14 protein-coding genes and 1 pseudogene are annotated in these 19,497 nt (G+C 65.8%); 8 read left to right on the top strand and 7 right to left on the bottom strand.

All coding sequences use genetic code 11. From position 1 onward, the window contains the following. Positions 1-29: 29 nt before the first annotated feature. Positions 30-1,268: an SPOR domain-containing protein gene (locus tag ACQY6T_RS00195; protein WP_428627073.1), complete on the bottom strand. Its 1,239-nt coding sequence runs from the start codon at positions 1,266-1,268 to the stop codon at positions 30-32. Positions 1,269-1,510: 242 nt separating this feature from the next. Between ACQY6T_RS00195 and ACQY6T_RS00190 the strand changes: the two genes are divergently transcribed. The 4 genes from ACQY6T_RS00190 to ACQY6T_RS00175 all read left to right on the top strand — a co-directional run bounded on the left by ACQY6T_RS00190 (position 1,511) and on the right by ACQY6T_RS00175 (position 5,833). Next, positions 1,511-2,233, top strand: a complete 723-nt coding sequence (locus ACQY6T_RS00190) for a ParA family protein (RefSeq protein WP_088443538.1) — start codon at positions 1,511-1,513, stop codon at positions 2,231-2,233. Between the two features lie 17 nt (positions 2,234-2,250). Then, the gene (locus tag ACQY6T_RS00185; RefSeq protein ID WP_428627069.1) at positions 2,251-2,931 is read left to right on the top strand and encodes a hypothetical protein; all 681 of its coding nucleotides are present in this window, start codon (positions 2,251-2,253) and stop codon (positions 2,929-2,931) included. A 23-nt stretch (positions 2,932-2,954) separates the two neighbouring features. Then, positions 2,955-4,346, top strand: coding sequence for an SPOR domain-containing protein (locus ACQY6T_RS00180; RefSeq protein ID WP_428627066.1), 1,392 nt, complete (start codon positions 2,955-2,957; stop codon positions 4,344-4,346). Between the two features lie 185 nt (positions 4,347-4,531). Then, entirely contained in the window at positions 4,532-5,833 is a 1,302-nt protein-coding gene (locus ACQY6T_RS00175; protein WP_428627063.1) for an Hsp70 family protein, read from the top strand. A gap of 216 nt (positions 5,834-6,049) precedes the next feature. On the opposite strand, the gene ACQY6T_RS00170 is transcribed toward ACQY6T_RS00175, so the two are convergent. The 3 genes from ACQY6T_RS00170 to ACQY6T_RS00160 form a co-directional block, all read right to left on the bottom strand. Continuing rightward, the gene (locus tag ACQY6T_RS00170; RefSeq protein WP_428627060.1) at positions 6,050-6,358 is read right to left on the bottom strand and encodes a DUF952 domain-containing protein; all 309 of its coding nucleotides are present in this window, start codon (positions 6,356-6,358) and stop codon (positions 6,050-6,052) included. Further along, positions 6,355-9,081 carry a DNA gyrase subunit A gene (gyrA, locus tag ACQY6T_RS00165; RefSeq protein ID WP_428627058.1) on the bottom strand — a complete coding sequence of 909 codons (2,727 nt, stop codon included), beginning with the start codon at positions 9,079-9,081 and terminating at the stop codon, positions 6,355-6,357. Before gyrA ends, ACQY6T_RS00170 begins: the two co-directional genes overlap by 4 nt. A gap of 82 nt (positions 9,082-9,163) precedes the next feature. Next, the gene (locus tag ACQY6T_RS00160; protein WP_428627055.1) at positions 9,164-9,850 is read right to left on the bottom strand and encodes an SDR family NAD(P)-dependent oxidoreductase; all 687 of its coding nucleotides are present in this window, start codon (positions 9,848-9,850) and stop codon (positions 9,164-9,166) included. Positions 9,851-9,979: 129 nt separating this feature from the next. Between ACQY6T_RS00160 and ACQY6T_RS00155 the strand changes: the two genes are divergently transcribed. The 3 genes from ACQY6T_RS00155 to ACQY6T_RS00145 are packed head-to-tail and all read left to right on the top strand — an operon-like array spanning position 9,980 to position 13,552. Next, entirely contained in the window at positions 9,980-11,194 is a 1,215-nt protein-coding gene (locus ACQY6T_RS00155; protein ID WP_428627053.1) for a hypothetical protein, read from the top strand. Positions 11,195-11,252: 58 nt separating this feature from the next. After that, positions 11,253-12,176, top strand: coding sequence for a hypothetical protein (locus tag ACQY6T_RS00150; protein ID WP_428627050.1), 924 nt, complete (start codon positions 11,253-11,255; stop codon positions 12,174-12,176). Then, the gene (locus ACQY6T_RS00145) at positions 12,173-13,552 is read left to right on the top strand and encodes a sensor histidine kinase (protein ID WP_428627047.1); all 1,380 of its coding nucleotides are present in this window, start codon (positions 12,173-12,175) and stop codon (positions 13,550-13,552) included. Before ACQY6T_RS00150 ends, ACQY6T_RS00145 begins: the two co-directional genes overlap by 4 nt. A gap of 217 nt (positions 13,553-13,769) precedes the next feature. Here the strand turns inward: ACQY6T_RS00145 and ACQY6T_RS00140 are convergent, their stop codons facing one another. Beyond that, complete coding sequence (locus ACQY6T_RS00140) at positions 13,770-15,056, bottom strand: citrate synthase (protein ID WP_428627045.1); 1,287 nt, start codon at positions 15,054-15,056, stop codon at positions 13,770-13,772. 36 nt (positions 15,057-15,092) lie between these two features. Beyond that, positions 15,093-16,534 (bottom strand): annotated as a pseudogene (gltX, locus tag ACQY6T_RS00135) (glutamate--tRNA ligase). A gap of 96 nt (positions 16,535-16,630) precedes the next feature. Here gltX and ACQY6T_RS00130 point away from each other — a divergent pair. Further along, the gene (locus ACQY6T_RS00130) at positions 16,631-18,790 is read left to right on the top strand and encodes a ComEC/Rec2 family competence protein (protein ID WP_428627043.1); all 2,160 of its coding nucleotides are present in this window, start codon (positions 16,631-16,633) and stop codon (positions 18,788-18,790) included. On the opposite strand, the gene lexA is transcribed toward ACQY6T_RS00130, so the two are convergent. After that, positions 18,744-19,424, bottom strand: a complete 681-nt coding sequence (lexA, locus tag ACQY6T_RS00125) for a transcriptional repressor LexA (protein ID WP_428627041.1) — start codon at positions 19,422-19,424, stop codon at positions 18,744-18,746. The genes ACQY6T_RS00130 and lexA overlap by 47 nt on opposite strands. Positions 19,425-19,497 lie beyond the last annotated feature (73 nt).

The raw sequence follows: 19,497 nt of genomic DNA, 5'->3' as shown, positions 1-19,497 counted from the left end.
ATGACTTCGTCACAGGGAGGATTTTCCGTTTATTTATCGACGACCAGACACGCCTGTCCGCTTTTGGCGAGCGCGGCGCAGAAGTTGTTGGCTTCGCCTTTGTTGGCGAAGCCGCCGGTCTGAAGGCGGGTGACCTTGCCGGTCTTGAGGTAAATCGGCTGGCGTTCGGCGACGGCGGGGTGTTTCTTGCCGAGCGACGTCCAGAGGTTTCGCGCATTGGCTTCGACACCGAAGGCGCCGAGCTGGGCGCGCCACGGGCTGGTGCCGCCGCCGGCGCGGGCGGGGGTCGGCGTTTCAAGGACAGTGATCGGATCTTTATTGGCGGGCGGCTTTGGCTTGGCTGGCTTTGCCGGTGGCGGCGCCGGCGGCAACTCGCCGCTTTCTGGCGGTGCGGTATAAGTTGTGCCGGGCTGCGCGTTCGACGCGGCGACCGCTTGCGCGTCGGCGGTGGCCTGTGCCGCCGCAGCCGCCGCGGCGCTGGCGGCGGGGGATGGCGGCACATCGACGCTGCGGATCGGTTGCGCCACCGGGCGGACGGCGGGCGGCGGCGCAGGCGTGGCAATGACCGGCGGCGGCGTATAGCTGGTGCCGGGCGTCGAGGGGGGCAGGCTGGCGGTCTTGATCGGCGAGGGTGCTTGGGGTTTGGCCGCGGGCGGCGCCGCAGCGTTGACCGCCGACAGGCGCGCGCGCGCTTCATTCTTTTCAATCTCGGGCAGCATCGCCAGACCGCGCTGGCGCTGGTCGAGCGGGATCAGGCCGTCGAGCTGGGCCAGGCGCGCCGAGGCAATGCCGAGCCCGGCGTCGCTGGCGCGTTTGGTCAGGGCATAGGCACGCGGCCAGTCCTGCGCGGCCAGATCGCCGTTGAAAAAGGCGGTGCCGAGGACATATTGCGCCCGCGGTTCGCCGCGTTCGGCCGATCGGATGATGAAAGGCATCGCTTCATCGCGGCGGTTGGCGGTGAAGAGGACAAGGCCGAGATTGTCCTCGGCCTGCAAATGCCCTTGCTTGGCGGCGCGCCGATACCAGCTTTCGGCCTGCGCCAGGTCGGTCGGGACGCCGCGGCCAAGTTTATACGCCTGACCCAGGTTGAATTGTGCATCGGCGTCGCCGGCGAGCGCGGCGGGGCGCCACTCGGCGACGGCGCCCTGATAGTCGCCCCGCTGCCACGCATCGACGCCGTCCTTGACGTCGGCATGGGCGGGCGCGGTCAACATCGTTGCCGCAATCAGCGGCAGTCCCAGCGAAACGGCGGTGCGGAATGGTCGCATCTTATTCTCCAATGACGTGCATCGCAGCAGTCCCCAGCTGTTTCTTAGCTTGAATTGGCTAACACCGCGTTAGCAACCTGTGCCTTGCGCCATATCTGATCCATTTCGGCACAAGTCTCTGTTTAAGCCTTGTTAACCATGATGGCGAGCAGGCTGTTCACCTTCTTTTTATCATCGTTAACTCAATTTTAGCGCCCTGCATGGCATTCCACCGCCAATTCGTGGTTTTTAGGGGGACAGCTGTGCGCGTTTTGGCATTGGCTTCACAAAAGGGCGGGTCGGGTAAAACGACCCTCTCGGGGCATCTTGCGGTACAGGCTCAGCTTGCTGGGGCAGGACCCGTCGTTCTGATCGATATCGATCCGCAGGGGTCGCTTGCCGACTGGTGGAACGAGCGCGAAACCGATCTTCCGGCCTTTGCCCAGACAACCGTTGCACGGCTGGCTTCGGACTTGGAAATCCTGCGCCAGCAGGGTTTTAAACTCGCGGTCATCGATACGCCGCCGGCGATCACCATGGCGATCCAGAGCGTGATTTCGGTTGCCGAGCTGATCGTCGTCCCGACGCGTCCCAGCCCGCACGATCTGCGCGCCGTCGGCGCCACCGTCGATCTGTGCGAACGCGCCGGCAAGCCGCTGGTGTTCGTCGTCAATGGGGCGACGCCCAAAGCCAAGATTACCAGCGAAGCCGCGGTTGCCCTGTCGCAGCACGGCACGGTCGCCCCGATTACGCTGCACCACCGCACCGATTACGCCGCGTCGATGATCGATGGCCGCACGGTGATGGAAGTCGATCCGAACGGCCGCTCGGCTGAAGAGATCCGTCAGCTGTGGACCTATATGAGCGACCGGCTCGAAAAGAATTTCCGTCGCACCATCTTTGCCGCGCCCATCCCGACGCAGGGCAATTATGGCGCAGTCCGCCCGATGGGTGGTGGCTTTGGCCGCCGCATCGCTGGCCAGTGACGGGAGGGATCGGAACCATGGGCGAACCCAAACCTCTCGCATCGCTGAGCGCCGGACTGCTGGCCCGCAAGGGCGGCGCGCGTCCCGCCATGCGCCGCCAGCCGCTGGGCAGTGGCCCCGCACCCGTCAATTCCACCGGTTATGACGACCTGGGGTGGAACGACATGGGCTATGACGTCGACCCCGATCAGTCGGGCGAACCGGCGCGGATGCTCGACCTGAAGCCTTTGCTGACCGGTTCGGTGCTGGCGCATAATGTCGAGGCCGAACATGCTGTCGATGACAGCGTCGGCCACGAACTGACCGATGCGGTTGCCGAAGATTATGCGGCCGAAGACTTTGGCGCCGATGCTTTTGAAGCTGAAACGCACGAAGTTCCCGAAATCGTCCGCCAGCAGGAATCGCTGATCGACCGCGTCGCCGCAGTTGCGCGCAAGGTCGAAGCGCGTCCCGTGCCGAAGCCGACGAAGGAAAAAGCGCCGCGTGCACTCCGTGCGCGCGAAAAGGCAGCCTTCACGCTGCGGCTCGACGCCGAACGCCATCTGCGGCTGCGGCTCGCGAGTGCGGTGACGAACCGGTCGTCGCAGGTGATCCTGACCGACCTGCTCGACGAATATCTGTCCACGCTGCCCGAAATCGACGCGATGGCGAGCCGCCTGCCGGCGGCGCGTCCGACGCGCCAGACGATGCCGCGCTGAACCAGTCCAAGGGGGACCCTGTAATGAACCGCAATATGCTGATGAACCTCGCCGTTTCGGGCTTTATCCTGAGCGTCGCCACCGGATGCAGCGGGATGGGCGCAATGGCCAATGCGCCGTCACGCGCTGCCGGCACGCCCGCCGTCGCCGCCAAATCGGCCGACCAGGCGCGCGCCGCGCTCGAAGCTGGCAAGGTCAGCAAGGCGGTGGCCTTGGCCGAAACCGCGGTTGCTGCAAGCCCGCGCGACGCCGATTATCGCGCGCTGCTGGGGCAGGCTTACCTCAACGACGGCCGCTTTGCCTCGGCCAGCACCGCACTGACCGAAGCGATGGAATTGGGCGCGACCGACAGCAACACGATCATCGCGCTGACGCTGGCGCAGATTGCGCAGGGCAAGAGCGCCGACGCGATTTCGCTGCTTCAGGCACATCGCGACACGGTACCGGCGTCGGACATCGGGCTGGCGCTGGCGTTGGCCGGCGATAGCGAGGGCGCGATCTATGTGCTGACCGATGCGGCGCGGGCGCCCGACGCCGGCGCGCGGACGCGGCAGAATCTGGCGCTCGCCTTTGCCCTGTCGGGCCGCTGGGCGCAGGCGCAAATCCTGGCATCGCAAGACCTGTCGCCCGCCAAGCTGGAAGCGCGGATGATGGAATGGTCGAAACTGGCCGAATCGCCGAACGCACAGCTGCGCGTCGCCAGCCTGATCGGCACCAAGGCGCAGCAGGACGCCGGGATGCCGGTTCGGCTGGCGCTGAGCAATTTTGGTGAGACGCAGATGGCCGAAGCGGCCCCTGCCGCCGAACTGGCGAGCGCTGACCCGGCGCCGGTTGCAGCCTATGCACCGCCGCCGCCGGTCTTGGCCGATGCCGGAAACGCCATTCGCAGTGTTGAACTGCCGATGCCTGAACGCACCGCCGATGGCGTCGTGCCGGTCACCGAATTGCCGCAGCCGCAGGCCGCGGGCGAGGTCATTCTGGCCGAGGCCGCCCCCTATCGCGCCGCCCCGCGCGTTGCGAACGAGGGGCGCATTCGTCCGGCACAGCAGCAGGCGCTGGAACTGGCCACCGTGCTGATCCCCAAGGCGATGGCCTTCAACGCTAAAAAGCCCTCCGGCTGGGCAGTCCAGCTGGGCGCCTATGACAGCCTTGGCATTGCCAAGGAAAAATGGGGCGGTTTGAAAAAGCGCAGCGCCATGCTAGCCAATTTCCCCGCGTCGAGCCACGCCGCGACGGTCAAGGGCCGCACCTTCTATCGCCTGACCGTCAATGGTCTGGCAACGCGCGCCGATGCGACGAGCCTGTGCAACGAACTGAAGGCGCACGGCCAGACCTGCTTCATCCGCGCGATGGGCGGCAGCGAGAGCATCCAGTGGGCGGCAAAGGCCAGCCCGTTGCGGCTTGCTTCGAGGTAATTTGCGTTTCCCAGCCTGTCGGCGGGATCCACGGAAAAAGGGCGGGGCCAGCGATGGCAGCGCCCTTTTTCTGTTGGGGGATGGTGGGGAGGATCGGCGAGGCGGCTCCCCGGGACGGCCACTGCCTTGCCCGTGGCCCCACCGCGTGCAATAGGGCCGCCCCCGCTAACCCATAGGAATCCGCCATGACCAGCAACGCGACGGCGACCGCGCTCGGGCTCGATTTCGGGACGACCAATACGGTGGTCGCGCTGACCGATGGGCAGGGTGGGTCCGATCTGGTCGAGTTTGCGGGCGACGAAGCAACCGGCGCGGTGTTCCGGTCGGCGCTGTGTTTCTGGGAAGAGGAACGCGCGTTGCAGGGGGTCGCGCACGAGGCGGGGCCGTGGGCGATCGCCGAATATCTCCAGTCGCCGCTCGACAGCCGTTTCGTCCAGTCGTTCAAGAGTGTCGCCGCGAGCGCGTCGTTCGAACGGGCGCTGATTTTCAACAAGCCCTATCGGTTCGAGGATATGGGACGATTGTTCCTGCAACGGCTGGTCGCGCACGCCGGGGGGCGGCTCGACGTGCTGCCGCGGCGGGTGATCGTCGGGCGGCCGGTCGAATATGCGGGGGCGCGGCCCGACCCGGTGCTGGCGCGCCAGCGCTATGACCTGATGCTGGAGGCTTTTGGCACCGAGATCTTTTATGTGCATGAACCGCTGGGCGCCGCGCACAGCTATGCCGCGCGGCTGACCGAACCCGCGACGATCCTGGTCGCCGATTTCGGCGGCGGGACGACCGACTTTTCGATCGTCCGCGTCGCGGCGCCCGGGAGTCCCCGCCGCTGTGTGCCGCTGGCGTCGTCGGGGATCGGGATCGCGGGCGACCGGTTCGATTACCGCATCGTCGACCGGCTGGTGCTGCCGCTGCTCGGCAAGGGCGGCCTGTATCGCTCGTTCGACAAGCTGCTCGAGATTCCGGGCGGTTATTTCGCCGATTTCGCCGACTGGTCGCGGCTGGCGCTGATGCGCAACCGCCGCACCTTGGCTGAGCTAGAGCGTCTGCAACGTGATGCGGTCGACCCCGAACCGATCGGCCGGATGATCGCGCTGATCGAACATGAGCAGGGCTTTCCGCTTTACGATGCGGTCGGGCGGCTCAAACGCGCGTTGTCGGACGATGAGCAGGCTGAGTTTCGTTTTACCGGCGAAGGGGTGGAGATCGCCGCCGAGGTGCGCCGCGCCGATTTCGAACAGTGGATCGCCGACGACCTGCGCCGCATCGAAGCCGCGATGGACATAGCGCTGGCGCGGGCAGGGGTTGCGGCGGAGGATATCGACCGCGTGTTCCTGACCGGCGGATCGTCGCTGATCCCCGCGATCAGCGCGCTGTTCGAACGGCGTTTCGGGGCAGAGCGGATCGCGACGGGTGGCGAGCTGACGTCGATCGCACATGGGCTAGCACTGATTGGCGAGGATGACGATCCGGCGGAATGGGCGGCTTGAAGGGGTTTGGCTGCTAACGACCAATTGCTGACCTATATTGTCGTCATTCCGGACTTGATCGGGGATCCATCCGCCCTCTCAGTATAGGCGGTGCAGGGCCGCATGGACCCCGGATCAGGTCCGGGATGACGAAGATATGAGGGCAGCTTCCCACCCCATTCCGGCCATCCGCTTGGACCGTCGATCGGTAGGACGCCGCTCGTCTATTGGTTCGATTCAATCCCGCTTCTGCAAGCTCACCACCGCGTGGATCGGCAATTCCGCATAGATATGCGGAAACAACGCGCCGCCGCGAGCTTCTTCCCAGCGGATCGCGTCGCCGAGGCAGATCAGGTCGACCTCGGCGATCATCAGGCCGGTCTGGCCCGCGAAATGCTTTGCGATTGTCGCTTCAAGCTGGTCGGCGGTCGACAGGTGGATATAGCCGTCGGCAATGTCGACCGGCGCGCCGCGGAACACGCGTTCGCGTTCGAAATCCAACCATTGTTGATGGGTCAGAACTTTGAAGGCGGTTGCGGCGGTCATTCGGGCGCGCCATCCGTCGCCGCTTCGGCTTCGGGCGCTTCGCCTTCGGTGCCTTCGACTTCGACCTCGTCGCTTTCCTCGATCAGCGCGGCCGACACGACATGTTCGTTGTTCGACACATCGAACAGGCGGACGCCTGCGGTCCCGCGGCCGATGACGCGCATCGAATCGAGGCCCATGCGGATCAGTTTCGCCTGATCGGTCACCAGCATCAATTGATGCCCCTTGGTGGCAGGGAAGCTGGCGACGACCAGGCCGTTGCGGGCGATATTGTCGATGTTGGTGATGCCCTGGCCACCGCGGCCGGTGCGGCGATATTCATAGGCCGATGACAGCTTGCCATAGCCGTTGGCGCACACGGTCAGGATGAACTGTTCGCGCGCCGCGAGTTCGGCCATGCGGTCGGCGTCGAGCGTCGATTCATTCTCGTTATCTTTCCAAGGCGCGGCGCGCAGATAGGCGTCGCGTTCTTCACTGTCGGTGCCGACGCGGTGGAGGATCGAGAGCGAGATGACCTCGTCGCCAGCGCCCAGGCGCATGCCGCGGACACCGGTCGAATTGCGGCTCTGGAATTCGCGGACATCGTCGCCGGCAAAGCGGATCGCCTTGCCCTGCTGCGTTGCAAGCAGCACATCGTCGCTTTCGTCGAGCAGCGCGACGCCGATCAGCCGGTCGTCCTCGTCCTCGCCTTCGAACTTCATGGCGATCTTGCCGTTCGAGGGGACGTTGGTGAAGGCGTCCATGCTGTTGCGCCGCACGCTGCCCTTTGCCGTGGCGAACATGACGTGGAGCTTGCCCCATTCGGCCTCGTCCTCGGGCAGCGGGAGAACGGTCGAGATCGTCTCGTCCTTGCCGAGCGGCAGCAGATTGACCATCGGGCGGCCGCGCGTTGCGGGGCCACCCTCGGGGAGGCGCCACACTTTCATCCGGTACACTTTGCCGAGGGTCGAGAAGAACAGCACCGGGGTGTGCGTCGAGGTGACGAACATCTCGGTGACGACATCCTCGTCCTTGGTCGCCATGCCGGCGCGGCCCTTGCCGCCGCGGCGCTGCGAGCGGAAGCTGTCGAGGGTGGTGCGTTTGATATAGCCGTCCATGGTGACGGTCACGACCATCTCTTCGCGCTCGATCAGATCTTCGTCGTCGATGCCGTCGGCGGCGGGGGCAAGCTGGGTGCGGCGCGGTTTGGCGAATTCGTCGCGGACCGCGATCAACTCTTCGCGCATGACGGCGTAAAGCTTTTCACGGTCGGCAAGGATCGCAAGCAACCCCTCAATCTCGTCCGCCAATTCTTTGAGTTCTTTGGCAATATCGTCACGTCCGATCGCCGTCAGGCGGTGCAGGCGGAGGTCGAGGATCGCCTTGACCTGAACTTCGGACAGGCGATAGCTCGAGCTGGCGTCCATCTCGCCGTCGATCGCTTCGACGAGGCGGATATAGGGGGCGATGTCGCCGATCGGCCATTCGCGGGCGAGCAATGCGTCTCGCGCCGCCGCCGGGCTGGACGAACCACGGATGATGCGGACGACTTCGTCGAGATTGCTGACCGCGACGACGAGGCCAAGCAAGATATGGGCGCGATCGCGCGCCTTGTTCAATTCGAACTTGCAGCGGCGCGTGATCACTTCCTCGCGGAAGTCGATAAACGCCGACAGGATCGTCTTCAGCCCCATCATTTCGGGGCGGCCGCCGCGGATCGCGAGCATGTTGGCGGGGAAACTCGACTGCGCCGGGGTGTGGCGCCACAGCTGGTTGAGCACGACCTCAGCGGTCGCGTCGCGCTTGAGCTCGATGACGACACGGACGCCCTCGCGATTTGATTCGTCGCGAATGTCGGAAACACCCTCGATGCGCTTGTCGCGCGCCGCTTCGGCGATCTTTTCGACCAGCCCGGACTTGCCGACCTGGAACGGAATCGACGTCAATACAATCGACTGGCGGTCGTTCCTGCCTTCTTCGATGATGTGCGTCGCGCGCATCATCACCGATCCGCGGCCGGTGGCATAGGCATTGCGCGCGCCGCCCTGACCCAGCATCAGCGCGCCGGTCGGGAAATCGGGACCGGGGATGATCGCCATCAATTCGTCGAGGGTGATTTCGGGGTTGTCGATCGTCGCGAGCGTTGCGTTGATCACTTCGCCCAGATTATGCGGCGGGATGTTGGTCGCCATGCCGACCGCGATGCCGCCAGCGCCGTTGACGAGCAGATTGGGGTAGCGCGCGGGCAGGACGGTGGGTTCGGATTCCGAACCGTCATAGTTCGGTTGAAAATCGACGGTGTCCTTGTCGAGATCGCCGAGCAGCATGTTCGCGACCTTCGCGAGGCGCGATTCGGTGTAGCGCATCGCCGCCGGCGGATCGGGATCCATCGAGCCGAAATTACCCTGACCATCGACGAGCGGCACGCTCATCGACCAGTCCTGCGTCATGCGCGCGAGGGCGTCGTAGATCGAACTGTCGCCATGCGGGTGATATTTACCCATCACGTCGCCGACAATACGCGCCGATTTGCGATAGGGGCGGCCCGCGACATAGCCGCTTTCATACGCCGAATAGAGGATGCGCCGGTGCACCGGCTTCAGCCCGTCGCGCACGTCGGGCAGCGCGCGGCTGACGATCACGCTCATCGCGTAATCGAGGTAGCTTGTCTTCATTTCGTCGACGATGTTGATCGGCGAAATACCGTCCTCGGACGGCGGCGTCGGCGTATTTTCTTCGGTCAAGACCCGGCCTTTTTTCTGCTTTTCGGGAGGTGGGTTTTTCCTAGCCCATGGAGCAGGGAAAGGCCAGCGATTCGGTCGGTTTTCAGGGAATGATTTCGCTGCCGTCCCACGCGAAAATCCGGCCGGTTTCGGCGGCTGTCAGCGCATCGATCGTCCGCAGCAGATTGGCGGCGGCGGTTGGCGCCGTGGTCAGGTTTCCGGCGGGCAGCGCGCGCTGGAATGGCGCCGACAGGCCGGTATCGACGGTGCCGGGATGCAGCGCGACGACAAGGGCGTCCGGATTGCGCCGCGCCTCGGCAATCGCAAAGCCGCGGACCAGCTGGTTGAGCGCGGCTTTCGAGGCGCGATAACTGTACCAGCCGCCGGTTCTATTATCGCCAATGCTGCCAACCCGCGCCGACAACATGGCCAGCACGGTGCGCCCACTGCGCGGCATGAGCGGCAGGAAATATTTGGCAACGAGCGCGGGGCCGACCGCGTTCACGGCGAAATTGCGCGCCATCCAGTCGGGGTCGATGTCGGCCAGCCGCCGTTCGGGATGCTGCCCGTCGGCGTGGAGCAGGCCGGTGGCGACGATCACCAGTCGCGGCGGCGGCCCGCCGTGGGCAACCAGCGCTGCTGCGGCGGCCACCGATGCCTCGTCGGTGATGTCGATCGCTTGCGCCGCGGGGAATGCGCGCGCGAAAGCGTGGATGACGTCATGGCGGCCATTGGCGTGCAGCGCGTCGACGAGCGCGGCGCCGATACCGCCCGAAGCCCCGATAATCACTGCTGATCCGCGATCCGTCACACTGGCGCGGTATCACGCGCGATCGCTACGCGACAAGCGATGCTTGCCAAACCGGTTCGGCACCATATGACGGTGAGCCGTGGCTTCTCAACATCATTGCGCCCGCCGATGGCCCTGATTGCGCTGATCGGCGCCAGCGAAGCCTTGCCCGATGGCGGGTTGCGCGCGCTTGTCACGGTGGCCGGCGAAACGCTGATCGAGCGGCAGGCCGCGCGGTTGGCCGATGTCGGGGTGACCCAGATTGCGGTCGCGGTCGGTGCGGTACCCGCCGACTTGCTCGCCACCTGCGACCGCATCCGCCGCCGCGGATTGAAAGTGACCCCGGTGCGCGCGGCGGCAGACCTGATGGGGCTGGTGCAGGGCGATGACCGTATCATCCTGGTCGCCGACGGGCTGCGCGCCGGCGGGACGCATTATGCGGCGATCGCCAAGCCCGGCGCGCCAGCGATCCTCGTCACCGGCGACACGCCGTTGACGCAGGGGTTCGAGCGGATCGACGCGACGCGGCGCTGGGGCGGGCTGGCGTCGATTTCGGAACCGATGGTCGCCGAACTCGCTGCGATGCCCGGCGAATGGGACATGATGCTGACCCTCCTGCGGCTCGCGGTGCAGGCGGGATCGCGGCGGCTTTATTGCGAACCGGCGCTGTTCGAACAGGGCGAGATCGCGATCGTCACCGATCGGCCGACGGCGGCATTGATCGAGCAATCCAGCCTGCAACAGGTCGAATATGGCGGGATGGGATTTGGCCGGTCGGCGATCATGATGCCGCTGATCCGGCTCGCGGGTCCGTTGCTGGTCAAATCGCCGACCACGGCGCGCTACCTCCCCTATCTAACCGCCTTTCTCTGGCTGGCGGTTGCGGGGCTGGCGGCGAGCGGGCTGGCAGCAGCGGGGGCGCTGGTCGCGATCCTGGGCGGACTGGGCCTGACCGCAATGCGCTTTCTATCGGCGTTTCGCGCCGAAAGTGCGGCGCAAGACCGGGTGCGCGACGTCATTCGCACGTTCGCATGGATCTTGCTCGCAGTCTTTCCTTGGCTGGTCTCGCTGACAGGACCGGGACACCGGATGCCGCTGTTTTCCGAAGCAGCATTGGCGCCATGCCTTGCCGCGACGATCCTGCTCGCGCGGTCGTTGTACGAGGATTCAGGCGAGCGGCGTCGCTTCCACTGGCTGCTTCCCGATGCCGATCAGGCGTGGATCATGCTGGCGCCCGCGCTGCTGTTCGGTTTCGCTTCGTTGATGTTCGCGATCCTGCCGCTGCTCGCGCTGCTGCAAATTCTGCTCTGGCTGCGCTTGGCGCGGCGCCCGGAAGCGCGCTAATACAAAGCGCTTCAAGGTTTAGCGCGTATTAACGCCATCCTGCTATTCGCGATCGTGCATGACTGACTCCGTCTCCTCGTCCGGCATCGATCCGCTGTCAGCGCGCTTGCGCGAACTGACGGATTATCTGGCGGCGCCCGCCGCGGGGCGGCTGACCGAGGAGCAACGCGCGCTGTCGCTGGGCATTGCGCGCCGGTTGGTTGCCGATGTCGCGGCGCGGCTCGACCCCGGTATCGATCCGGCCCAATTGTGGCGCGAATGGCTGCGCGGCGGATTGCCGGGTGCCGAGCGACTGGCGCGATTCTGCTTTGCCCGCGCCGAGGAACATCGCTGGCGGGAATTGTCGGCGCAGCGCGCCAGTCCACCGCCGATCCTGACCGAGGCCGACGACGCAAGTGTGGAGGCGCCACCGGTCGGCGCGCCGCTGTCCGACATCGACCGCGCTTATCTGACGCTGCAGATCGCCGACCGGCGCCGCTTCGATGCCTTGGGACACCCCGCGTTGGCGATCGCCGACCTGGATGGTGACGTTCTGCGGGCGTTGCTGCTGGACATTGCAGCGTGGCGGCTGGCCGCGGTCAGCACCGATCAAGCGCGCGCCGCCGAGTTGGGGGAAGCGGTGCGGACAGCCACCGAGCGGCAGGCCGATGAAACGGGCATTGCCCACGCGGGTTTGGCCTATCACGACCTGTTGGGTGCCGCACTGCCCGAGGTTGCGGCGCAAGCCATTGCTCGGCACGACTGGCCGACGCTGATCGCGCTTGCCGCCGCGGCCCACCACCGCCGCTATGACGATATGGCGCTGGCGCTGCTGACGGCAGAAGCCGCAGCTCTGCCGTCGCTGCTCGCGCCGCTGCACCTCGATCGTACCGCACTGGTGCCGCTCGAAGCGTCGTTGGCGATGTTGCCGGCGCGCGCGGTCGCCGAGGACGGCGCGCGCGATTATGGCGAGTTGTTGGCGCCGGGGCGGAGCACGCGATGAGCGAGCGGATGATTCGCGGCCGGATCGACCGGTCGGGCGCGCTGGTGAGCGCCGACGCGCCGCTGCTGCGGCTGCAACAGCGCGCCGGTGCGGGGCTCGGTAAGCCGCTGGCGCTGCCGCATCTGGCGCGGCTTGTCGCGCTGGCGCAGCGGTTGCACCGCGATATCAGCCGACCCTTGCAGGCCGCTGACGATCATAGCGACATTCATGCGCTCGTCCGGATCATCCCCGACGCCGATGGCGCGAGCCTGGAGATCAGCGACTGGCGGACCCGGCCCGTCGCGCAGCCGCAAATTCCGGCGATCGACGACCATGCGGTGGTGCCGCATGGCTGGACTTGGGAATGCGATCAGCAATTGCGCATGGTGGCGCTGCGGGCGGCGGACGATGCACGCGCCATTCCCGCCGATTGGGAAGGGCGCTCGCTGTCCGAACTGTTCGAGCTGCAACCCGACACGGATGGCCGCTTTCCGGTGCTGCGCGCATTGGCGCGGCAGTCGCGGTTTACGGGCCAGCATGTGCAGGCCGACGGCCCCGCAGGTCGCACGGCGATGACGCTGGCGGGCGATGCGCTGTTCGACGCCGCCGGGCGTTTCACTGGCTTTCGCGGCGTGGCCGCGCCGACCGACGTAACGACCGAGACCGCACCGGCACCCGCCGCCCTGATGGATCCGGCTTTCGGATCGCTGCCTTTGTCCGATCCGCAATTCGGACGGCGGATCGACGGCGCGCTGCGCGGACCGCTCAGCCGGATCATCGCGACCGCCGAAACGATCTCGGGCCAGTTCGACGGACCGATCCGCGCCGATTACGCGCGGTACGCGGGCGATATTGCCCATGCGGGGCGGCATTTGCTGGGGCTGGTCGATGACCTGGCCGACTTGCAGAATATCGAGCGCCCCGGGTTCAAGGCGGCGCGTGACGAAATCGACCTGGGCGATCTGGCCCGCCGCGCGGTTGGACTGCTGGGGATGAAGGCCGAGGAAAAGGGCATCCGCATCGACGCCCCGCGCACCGACGACAAGGCTCCCGCTACCGGCGAGTTCCGCCGGGTGCTGCAGGTGCTGCTCAACCTGCTGGGCAATGCGATCCGTTACTCGCCCGACAATTCGCTGATATGGATCCGCGTGAACCGCGAAGGTGACCGCGCGATGGTCACCGTCGCCGACCAGGGACAGGGGATCGACGCCGAGCAGCAGGCGGTGGTGTTCGAGAAATTCGAGCGGCTGGGCCGCACTGACAGCGGCGGTTCGGGTCTAGGGCTATATATCGCAAGGCGCCTGGCGCGCGCAATGGATGGCGATCTGACGGTCGATAGTGCGCCGGGGCAGGGCGCGCGTTTCACGCTGAGCTTGCCGGCGCGGGATGTCGCTTAGGCGGCGGTGTCGCTTTTGGGGTGGGAAGCTGCCCTCATATCTTCGTCACCCCGGACCTGATCCGGGGTCCATGCGGCCTTGCACCGCCTATACTTAGAGGGCGGATGGATCCCGGATCAAGTCCGGGATGACGACAATATAGGTCAGCAATTGGTCGTTAGCGGTAAAAAAAGGGGCCGCGGCACGGCCCCTTTTTCGTTTCTGGCATATGGTCCGATCAGCGCTTGTCGACCGCGACGTAGGGCCGATGCGTCGGGCCGGTGTACAGCTGGCGCGGGCGGCCGATTTTCTGGGCGGGGTCGGAGATCATTTCGTTCCACTGCGCGACCCAGCCGACGGTGCGGGCGAGGGCAAAGAGCGCCGTGAACATCGTCGTCGGGAAACCGATCGCCGACAGGATCACGCCCGAATAGAAATCGACGTTCGGGAACAGCTTCTTCTCGACGAAATAGGGGTCGTTGAGCGCCATTTCCTCGAGCTGCAGCGCGACCTCGAACACCGGGTCGTTGACCTTGAGCGCGTCGAACACTTCGCGCACGGTTTTCTGCATCACGGTCGCGCGCGGGTCGTAGTTTTTATAGACGCGATGGCCAAAGCCCATCAGGCGGAACGGATCGTCCTTGTCCTTGGCGCGCGCAATATATTCGGGAATTCGTTCGGGGCGGCCGATTTCGCGCAGCATGTTGAGCGCGGCTTCATTCGCGCCGCCATGCGCCGGACCCCACAAACAGGCAATTCCCGCCGCGATGCACGCGAAGGGATTGGCGCCCGACGAGCCGGCGAGACGAACGGTCGAGGTCGATGCGTTCTGCTCGTGATCGGCATGGAGGATGAAGATGCGGTCGAGCGCGCGTTCGACGACCGGGTTCACTTCATAGGGTTCGGCGGGAACGCCAAAGGTCATGCGCAGGAAATTGCCGGTGTAGCTCAACGAATTGTCGGGATAGACGAAGGGCTGACCAACCGAATATTTATACGCCATCGCGGCGATCGTCGGCATTTTGGCGATCAGGCGGTGGCTGGCGATCATCCGCTGATGCGGATCGTGGATCTCGGTCGAATCGGGGTAGAAGGCGCTGAGCGCGCCGACGACGCCGCACATGACGGCCATCGGGTGCGCATCGCGGCGGAACCCGCGATAAAAGGTCGACAACTGTTCGTGCAGCATCGTGTGACGGGTAATCGTGGTGTCGAAGGTCGAAAGCTCGTCGGCGCTCGGCAGTTCGCCATTGAGCAGCAGGTAGCAGACTTCCATGAAGCTGGAATTTTCGGCGAGGTCGCCGATCGCATAGCCGCGGTGAAGCAGAACGCCTTCGTCGCCGTCGATATAGGTCAGGTTGGATTCGCAGCTTGCGGTCGAGGTGAAGCCGGGGTCGTAGGTGAAGGCGCCGGTCTGCGCATAGAGCTTGCGAATGTCGATGACGTCGGGGCCCACTGTTCCTGACAGGACGGGGCTGTCGACGGTGGTGTCGCCCAGGGTAATTTTTGCGGTCTGATCGGTCATATTATTTTCCCTGTTCTGACGGCGGAGAGAGAATGGCTACGCCCCTGCCGGATAATGTTGCGCTGCGTCAAGTCGCGCCAGACTGACATCACGTCCGAGCAACAACAGCACGTCGAAAATCCCTGGGGAAACGGTTCGGCCGGTTAGTGCAGCGCGTAATGGTCCAGCCAATTTTCCGAGCCCCAATTCGGCGGCTTCGGCCTCGGCCCGCACGGCTGCATCCAGCTCTTCTGTCGTCCATTGGTCCAACCCGCGCAGCCGCTGCGTCACGGCAGCCAGCAAGCCTTCGGGTGAGGCCTTTAGCACCTCGGCAGCCTTTTCGTCCACCGGCAACGGATCGCGCTGGAACAGGAACATCGCGCCATCGGCGATTTCGTCGAGCGTCTTGGCGCGGGGTTTGAGCGATTCCATGGCGCGGGTCAGAACCGCACGCTCGGCGGCGCCGAGTGCACGGCCGATCAGCGTCTCGACCCGCGGCGCCACCAGCGTGGCCAGCCGTTCATCGTCGGCCTCGCGCAGATAATGGCCGTTGAGATTTTCGAGCTTCTTGAAATCGAAGCGCGAGGGCGAGCGCCCGACATGCGCCAGATCGAACCACTCGGTCGCCTGGCTGCGGCTGATGATCTCGTCGTCGCCATGGCCCCAGCCGAGGCGGAGCAGGTAATTGTTCACCGCTTCGGGCAGATAGCCCATTTCGTCGCGATACGCATCGACGCCCAGCGCGCCGTGGCGTTTCGACAGTTTCGCGCCATCGGCGCCGTGGATCAGCGGGACATGCGCATAGACCGGTTCGCGCCAATTCATCGACCGGATCAACGCGAGCTGGCGAAAGGCATTGTTGAGATGGTCGTCGCCGCGAATGACGTGGGTGACGCCCATATCATTGTCGTCGACGACGACGCTGAGCATGTAGGTCGGCGTCCCGTCGCTGCGCAGCAGGACAAAATCGTCAAGCTCGGCGTTCTGGACGGTGACCTCGCCCTGGACTTTGTCGGCGATCGTCGCTGCGCCTTCCTGCGGCGCGCGCAGGCGGACGACGTGCGGAATCGACGGGTCGCCGTCGTTTCGGTCGCGCCACGGGCTGCGAACGCGGAAGGGCAGGCGCTTTTCCTGCGCCTCGGCGCGCATCGCGGCGAGTTCGTCCTGGGTCAGGTAACAGCGATAGGCTTCGCCCTTGGCGAGCAGATCGGCCGCGACCTCGGCATGGCGGGGGGCGCGGGCGAATTGAAACACCGTTTCGCCGTCCCAGTCGAGATCGAGCCATTGCATGCCGTCGACGATCGCATCGATCGCGGCATCGGTCGATCGCGCCCGGTCGGTGTCTTCGATCCGCAGCAGGAATTTGCCGCCGTGGTGGCGCGCGAACAGCCAGTTGAACAGCGCGGTCCGTGCGCCGCCGATGTGCAGGAAACCCGTTGGCGAGGGGCGAAACGCGTCACCACGTCGGTGCCGGTTGCCTCGGAGGTCGCTGCGGTCAAACTGGTTCCAATATCGGTTGCCACCAAGGCCTCTTTCACTCACTTTGCCCGCGCCAGGAAAGCATGGCGGGACGGGGATTGGGGGCAGCCCCTAGCATGGCGACAAGGCAGCTTCAAACGTCGATTTCCGGGCGCTGGACGCGGGTCCGGCGCAACCTGATCGATACACTGGAGGCGCGGCTGGAGGTCGAGCGCGAGCGGATCGCGTTGTGGCTGCCCGTCGCGCTGGGTGCCGGGATTGCACTGTGGCTGGCATTGCCGACCGCGATGCACTGGATCGGTGCGCTGCTGGCACTCGCGGCGGGTCTGCTGGCGGGATTGTTGCTCGGGTGGCAGACCCGGTCCGGCCGGGCGATCGCCATCGGCTGCGCCGTGATCGCCGCCGGGAATGCTGCTGATCTGGGGCCGCGCGCTGTGGGTGGCCGCGCCGGTGCTGGCGCATCCGGTGACCACCAGTTTTCGGCGCAGATCGAACGCGTCGATGCACAGCCAGCGCGCGGGCAGGTGCGGTTGATCGTCCGTCCGCACGCCCGCGCCGACCTGCCGCCGCAGCTGCGCCTGACCGCGACCGACGATCAGGCCGCGATGCTGTTGCCCGGCGAGCGGATCGGGTTGCGGGCGCGATTGATGCCGCCGCCGACGGCCAGCCTGCCGGGGGGCTATGATTTTGCGCGGCGGGCGTGGTTCGACGGGTTGGGCGCGGTCGGGACGGTGATCGGCAGTATCGCACGGACGTCCGGGGCCGATAAAGCGCAGCCGCCGCTGCGTCCGCGTTTGACGCGGCATATCCACAGCCGGGTCGAAGGATCGGCAGGCGGTGTCGCTGCGGCGCTGGTCACCGGTGACCGCGGCGCGATCAGCGAAGCCGACGACGAAGCGATGCGGAGTAGCGGGCTGGCGCATCTGCTGTCGATCAGCGGGCTGCATGTCACTGCGGTCGTGGGTTTCACGATGCTGCTTGCGATGCGGCTGCTGGCTCTCAGTCGGCGGCTGGCGCTGCGTGGCTGGGTCTTGCCGCTTGCCGCCGCCGCCGCGGCGCTGGCGGGCGGCGGTTATACTTTACTCGCCGGGGCCGAGGTGCCGACGCTGCGGTCCTTTATCGCCTCGCTACTGGTGCTGGTCGCGTTTCTGCTCGGGCGCGAAGCGTTGACGCTGCGGCTGGTGGCGGCGGGCGCGCTGCTGGTCATGCTGTGGCGGCCCGAGGCGCTGGCGGGGCCGAGTTTTCAGCTGAGTTTTGCCGCGGTGACGGCGATCGTCGCGCTGCACGAGAGCCGCTGGATGAAGGCATATGTCGCGCGGCGCGAGGAACCATGGGCGTTCCGGTTGGGTCGCGGCATCGGCGCCCTGATCCTGACCGGGCTGGTGGTCGAGGCGGCGCTGGCCCCGATCGCGCTGTTCCATTTCCACAAGGCCGGACTTTATGGCGCACTGGCCAATGTCATCGCGATCCCGCTGACAACTTTTGTCGTCATGCCCGCCGAAGCGCTCGCGCTGCTGTTCGACAGTGTCGGACTGGGGGCACCCTTCTGGTGGATCGCCGAGCAGGCGCTGAAGGCGCTGATTGCGCTGGCGCACTGGGTGGCGGGTGCGCCCGGCGCGGTTGCCACATTGCCGGTCTTTCCTCCGTGGGGCTTCGCGCTCGCGATATTCGGCGGGCTGTGGATCTTGCTGTGGAAGACGCGTTGGCGCCGCGCTGGCGTCGTCCCGCTCGCCATCGGCATGGTGACGCTGCTTGCGCAGCCGCGTCCCGACTTGCTGATCACTGGCGACGGCCGCCATATCGCTGCGGCGCGGCCCGACGGCGGCTATGCGCTGCTACGCGACCGCGCGGGCGATTATATCCGCGATACGATGGCCGAAGCCGCGGGGGTCGATACCCCGCTGTTGGCGCTGGCCGATCTCAACCATGTCGAATGCAATCGCGATTTCTGTCGCTGGCGCCAGGGAGAGGGCGCCGACCGCCATGTCGTCTTGGCCTCGCGCGGGCTCGACCGGATCGACGGCGCGGACATGGCCGCGGCCTGTGCCGCGGCTGATATCGTGATCAGCGACCGCTGGTTGCCGCGCGAATGCGCCGGCCGCTGGTTGACGATCGATCGCGACAGCCTGGCCGAAACCGGCGGGCTCGCGCTCTACCTCGATGACCCGCCTTTGGCCGTCGCCACGCTGCGCGCCGGCGACGCGCATCCGTGGCGTCAGCCGCAGCAGCTTAGTGGTAACGACGAAGCAGTCCCGACAGGCGCCCTTGCACGATGACGCGATCGGCGGGGTAGCGCTGGGGCTCATAGGCGCTGTTTGCGGGATCGAGCCGGATCATCGGACCTTCGCGGCGGAAATATTTCAGCGTCGCATCCTGCCCGTCGACGAGCGCGACGACGATATCGCCCTCACGCGCGGTGTTGGCTTTCTGGATCAGCGCATAATCGCCGTCGAAAATACCAGCCTCGACCATCGAGTCGCCCGACACTTCGAGCGCATAATGCTCACCCGAACCGAGCAGCGCGGCGGGGACCGAGAGGTTATTATGTTCCTCGAATGCTTCGATCGGGACACCGGCGGCAATCTTGCCGTGCAGCGGCACTTCGACGATATCGTTGGCAGCGATCGGCCGCATCGCGGGGGCGGGCTTGCGCAACGGCACGACATTCTCGCGCGGCGGCGCGGCGACCGTCTTGCCTTCGGGTAGCTTGATGACCTCAAGGGCGCGCGCGCGATTGGGGAGGCGGCGGAGAAAACCGCGTTCTTCCAAAGCGCTTATCAGGCGATGTATGCCCGATTTCGATTTCAGCCCCAGCGCTTCCTTCATCTCCTCGAACGACGGCGAAATGCCGCTCGCGTCGAGCTTTTGCTGAATGAAATGGAGCAACTCATGCTGCTTGGCGGTCAACATCGATCATCCTCCGTCAGGACCAGAACCGGACATAATGAGAACGATAGTGGAACAGAGCGGGACTTGTCAAGCG

Source organism: Sphingopyxis sp., from assembly GCF_965279725.1.
Lineage (GTDB): Bacteria > Pseudomonadota > Alphaproteobacteria > Sphingomonadales > Sphingomonadaceae > Sphingopyxis.
The sequence above is the reverse complement of the archived record's forward strand: the minus strand, read 5'-3'. Positions and strand labels throughout refer to the sequence as shown.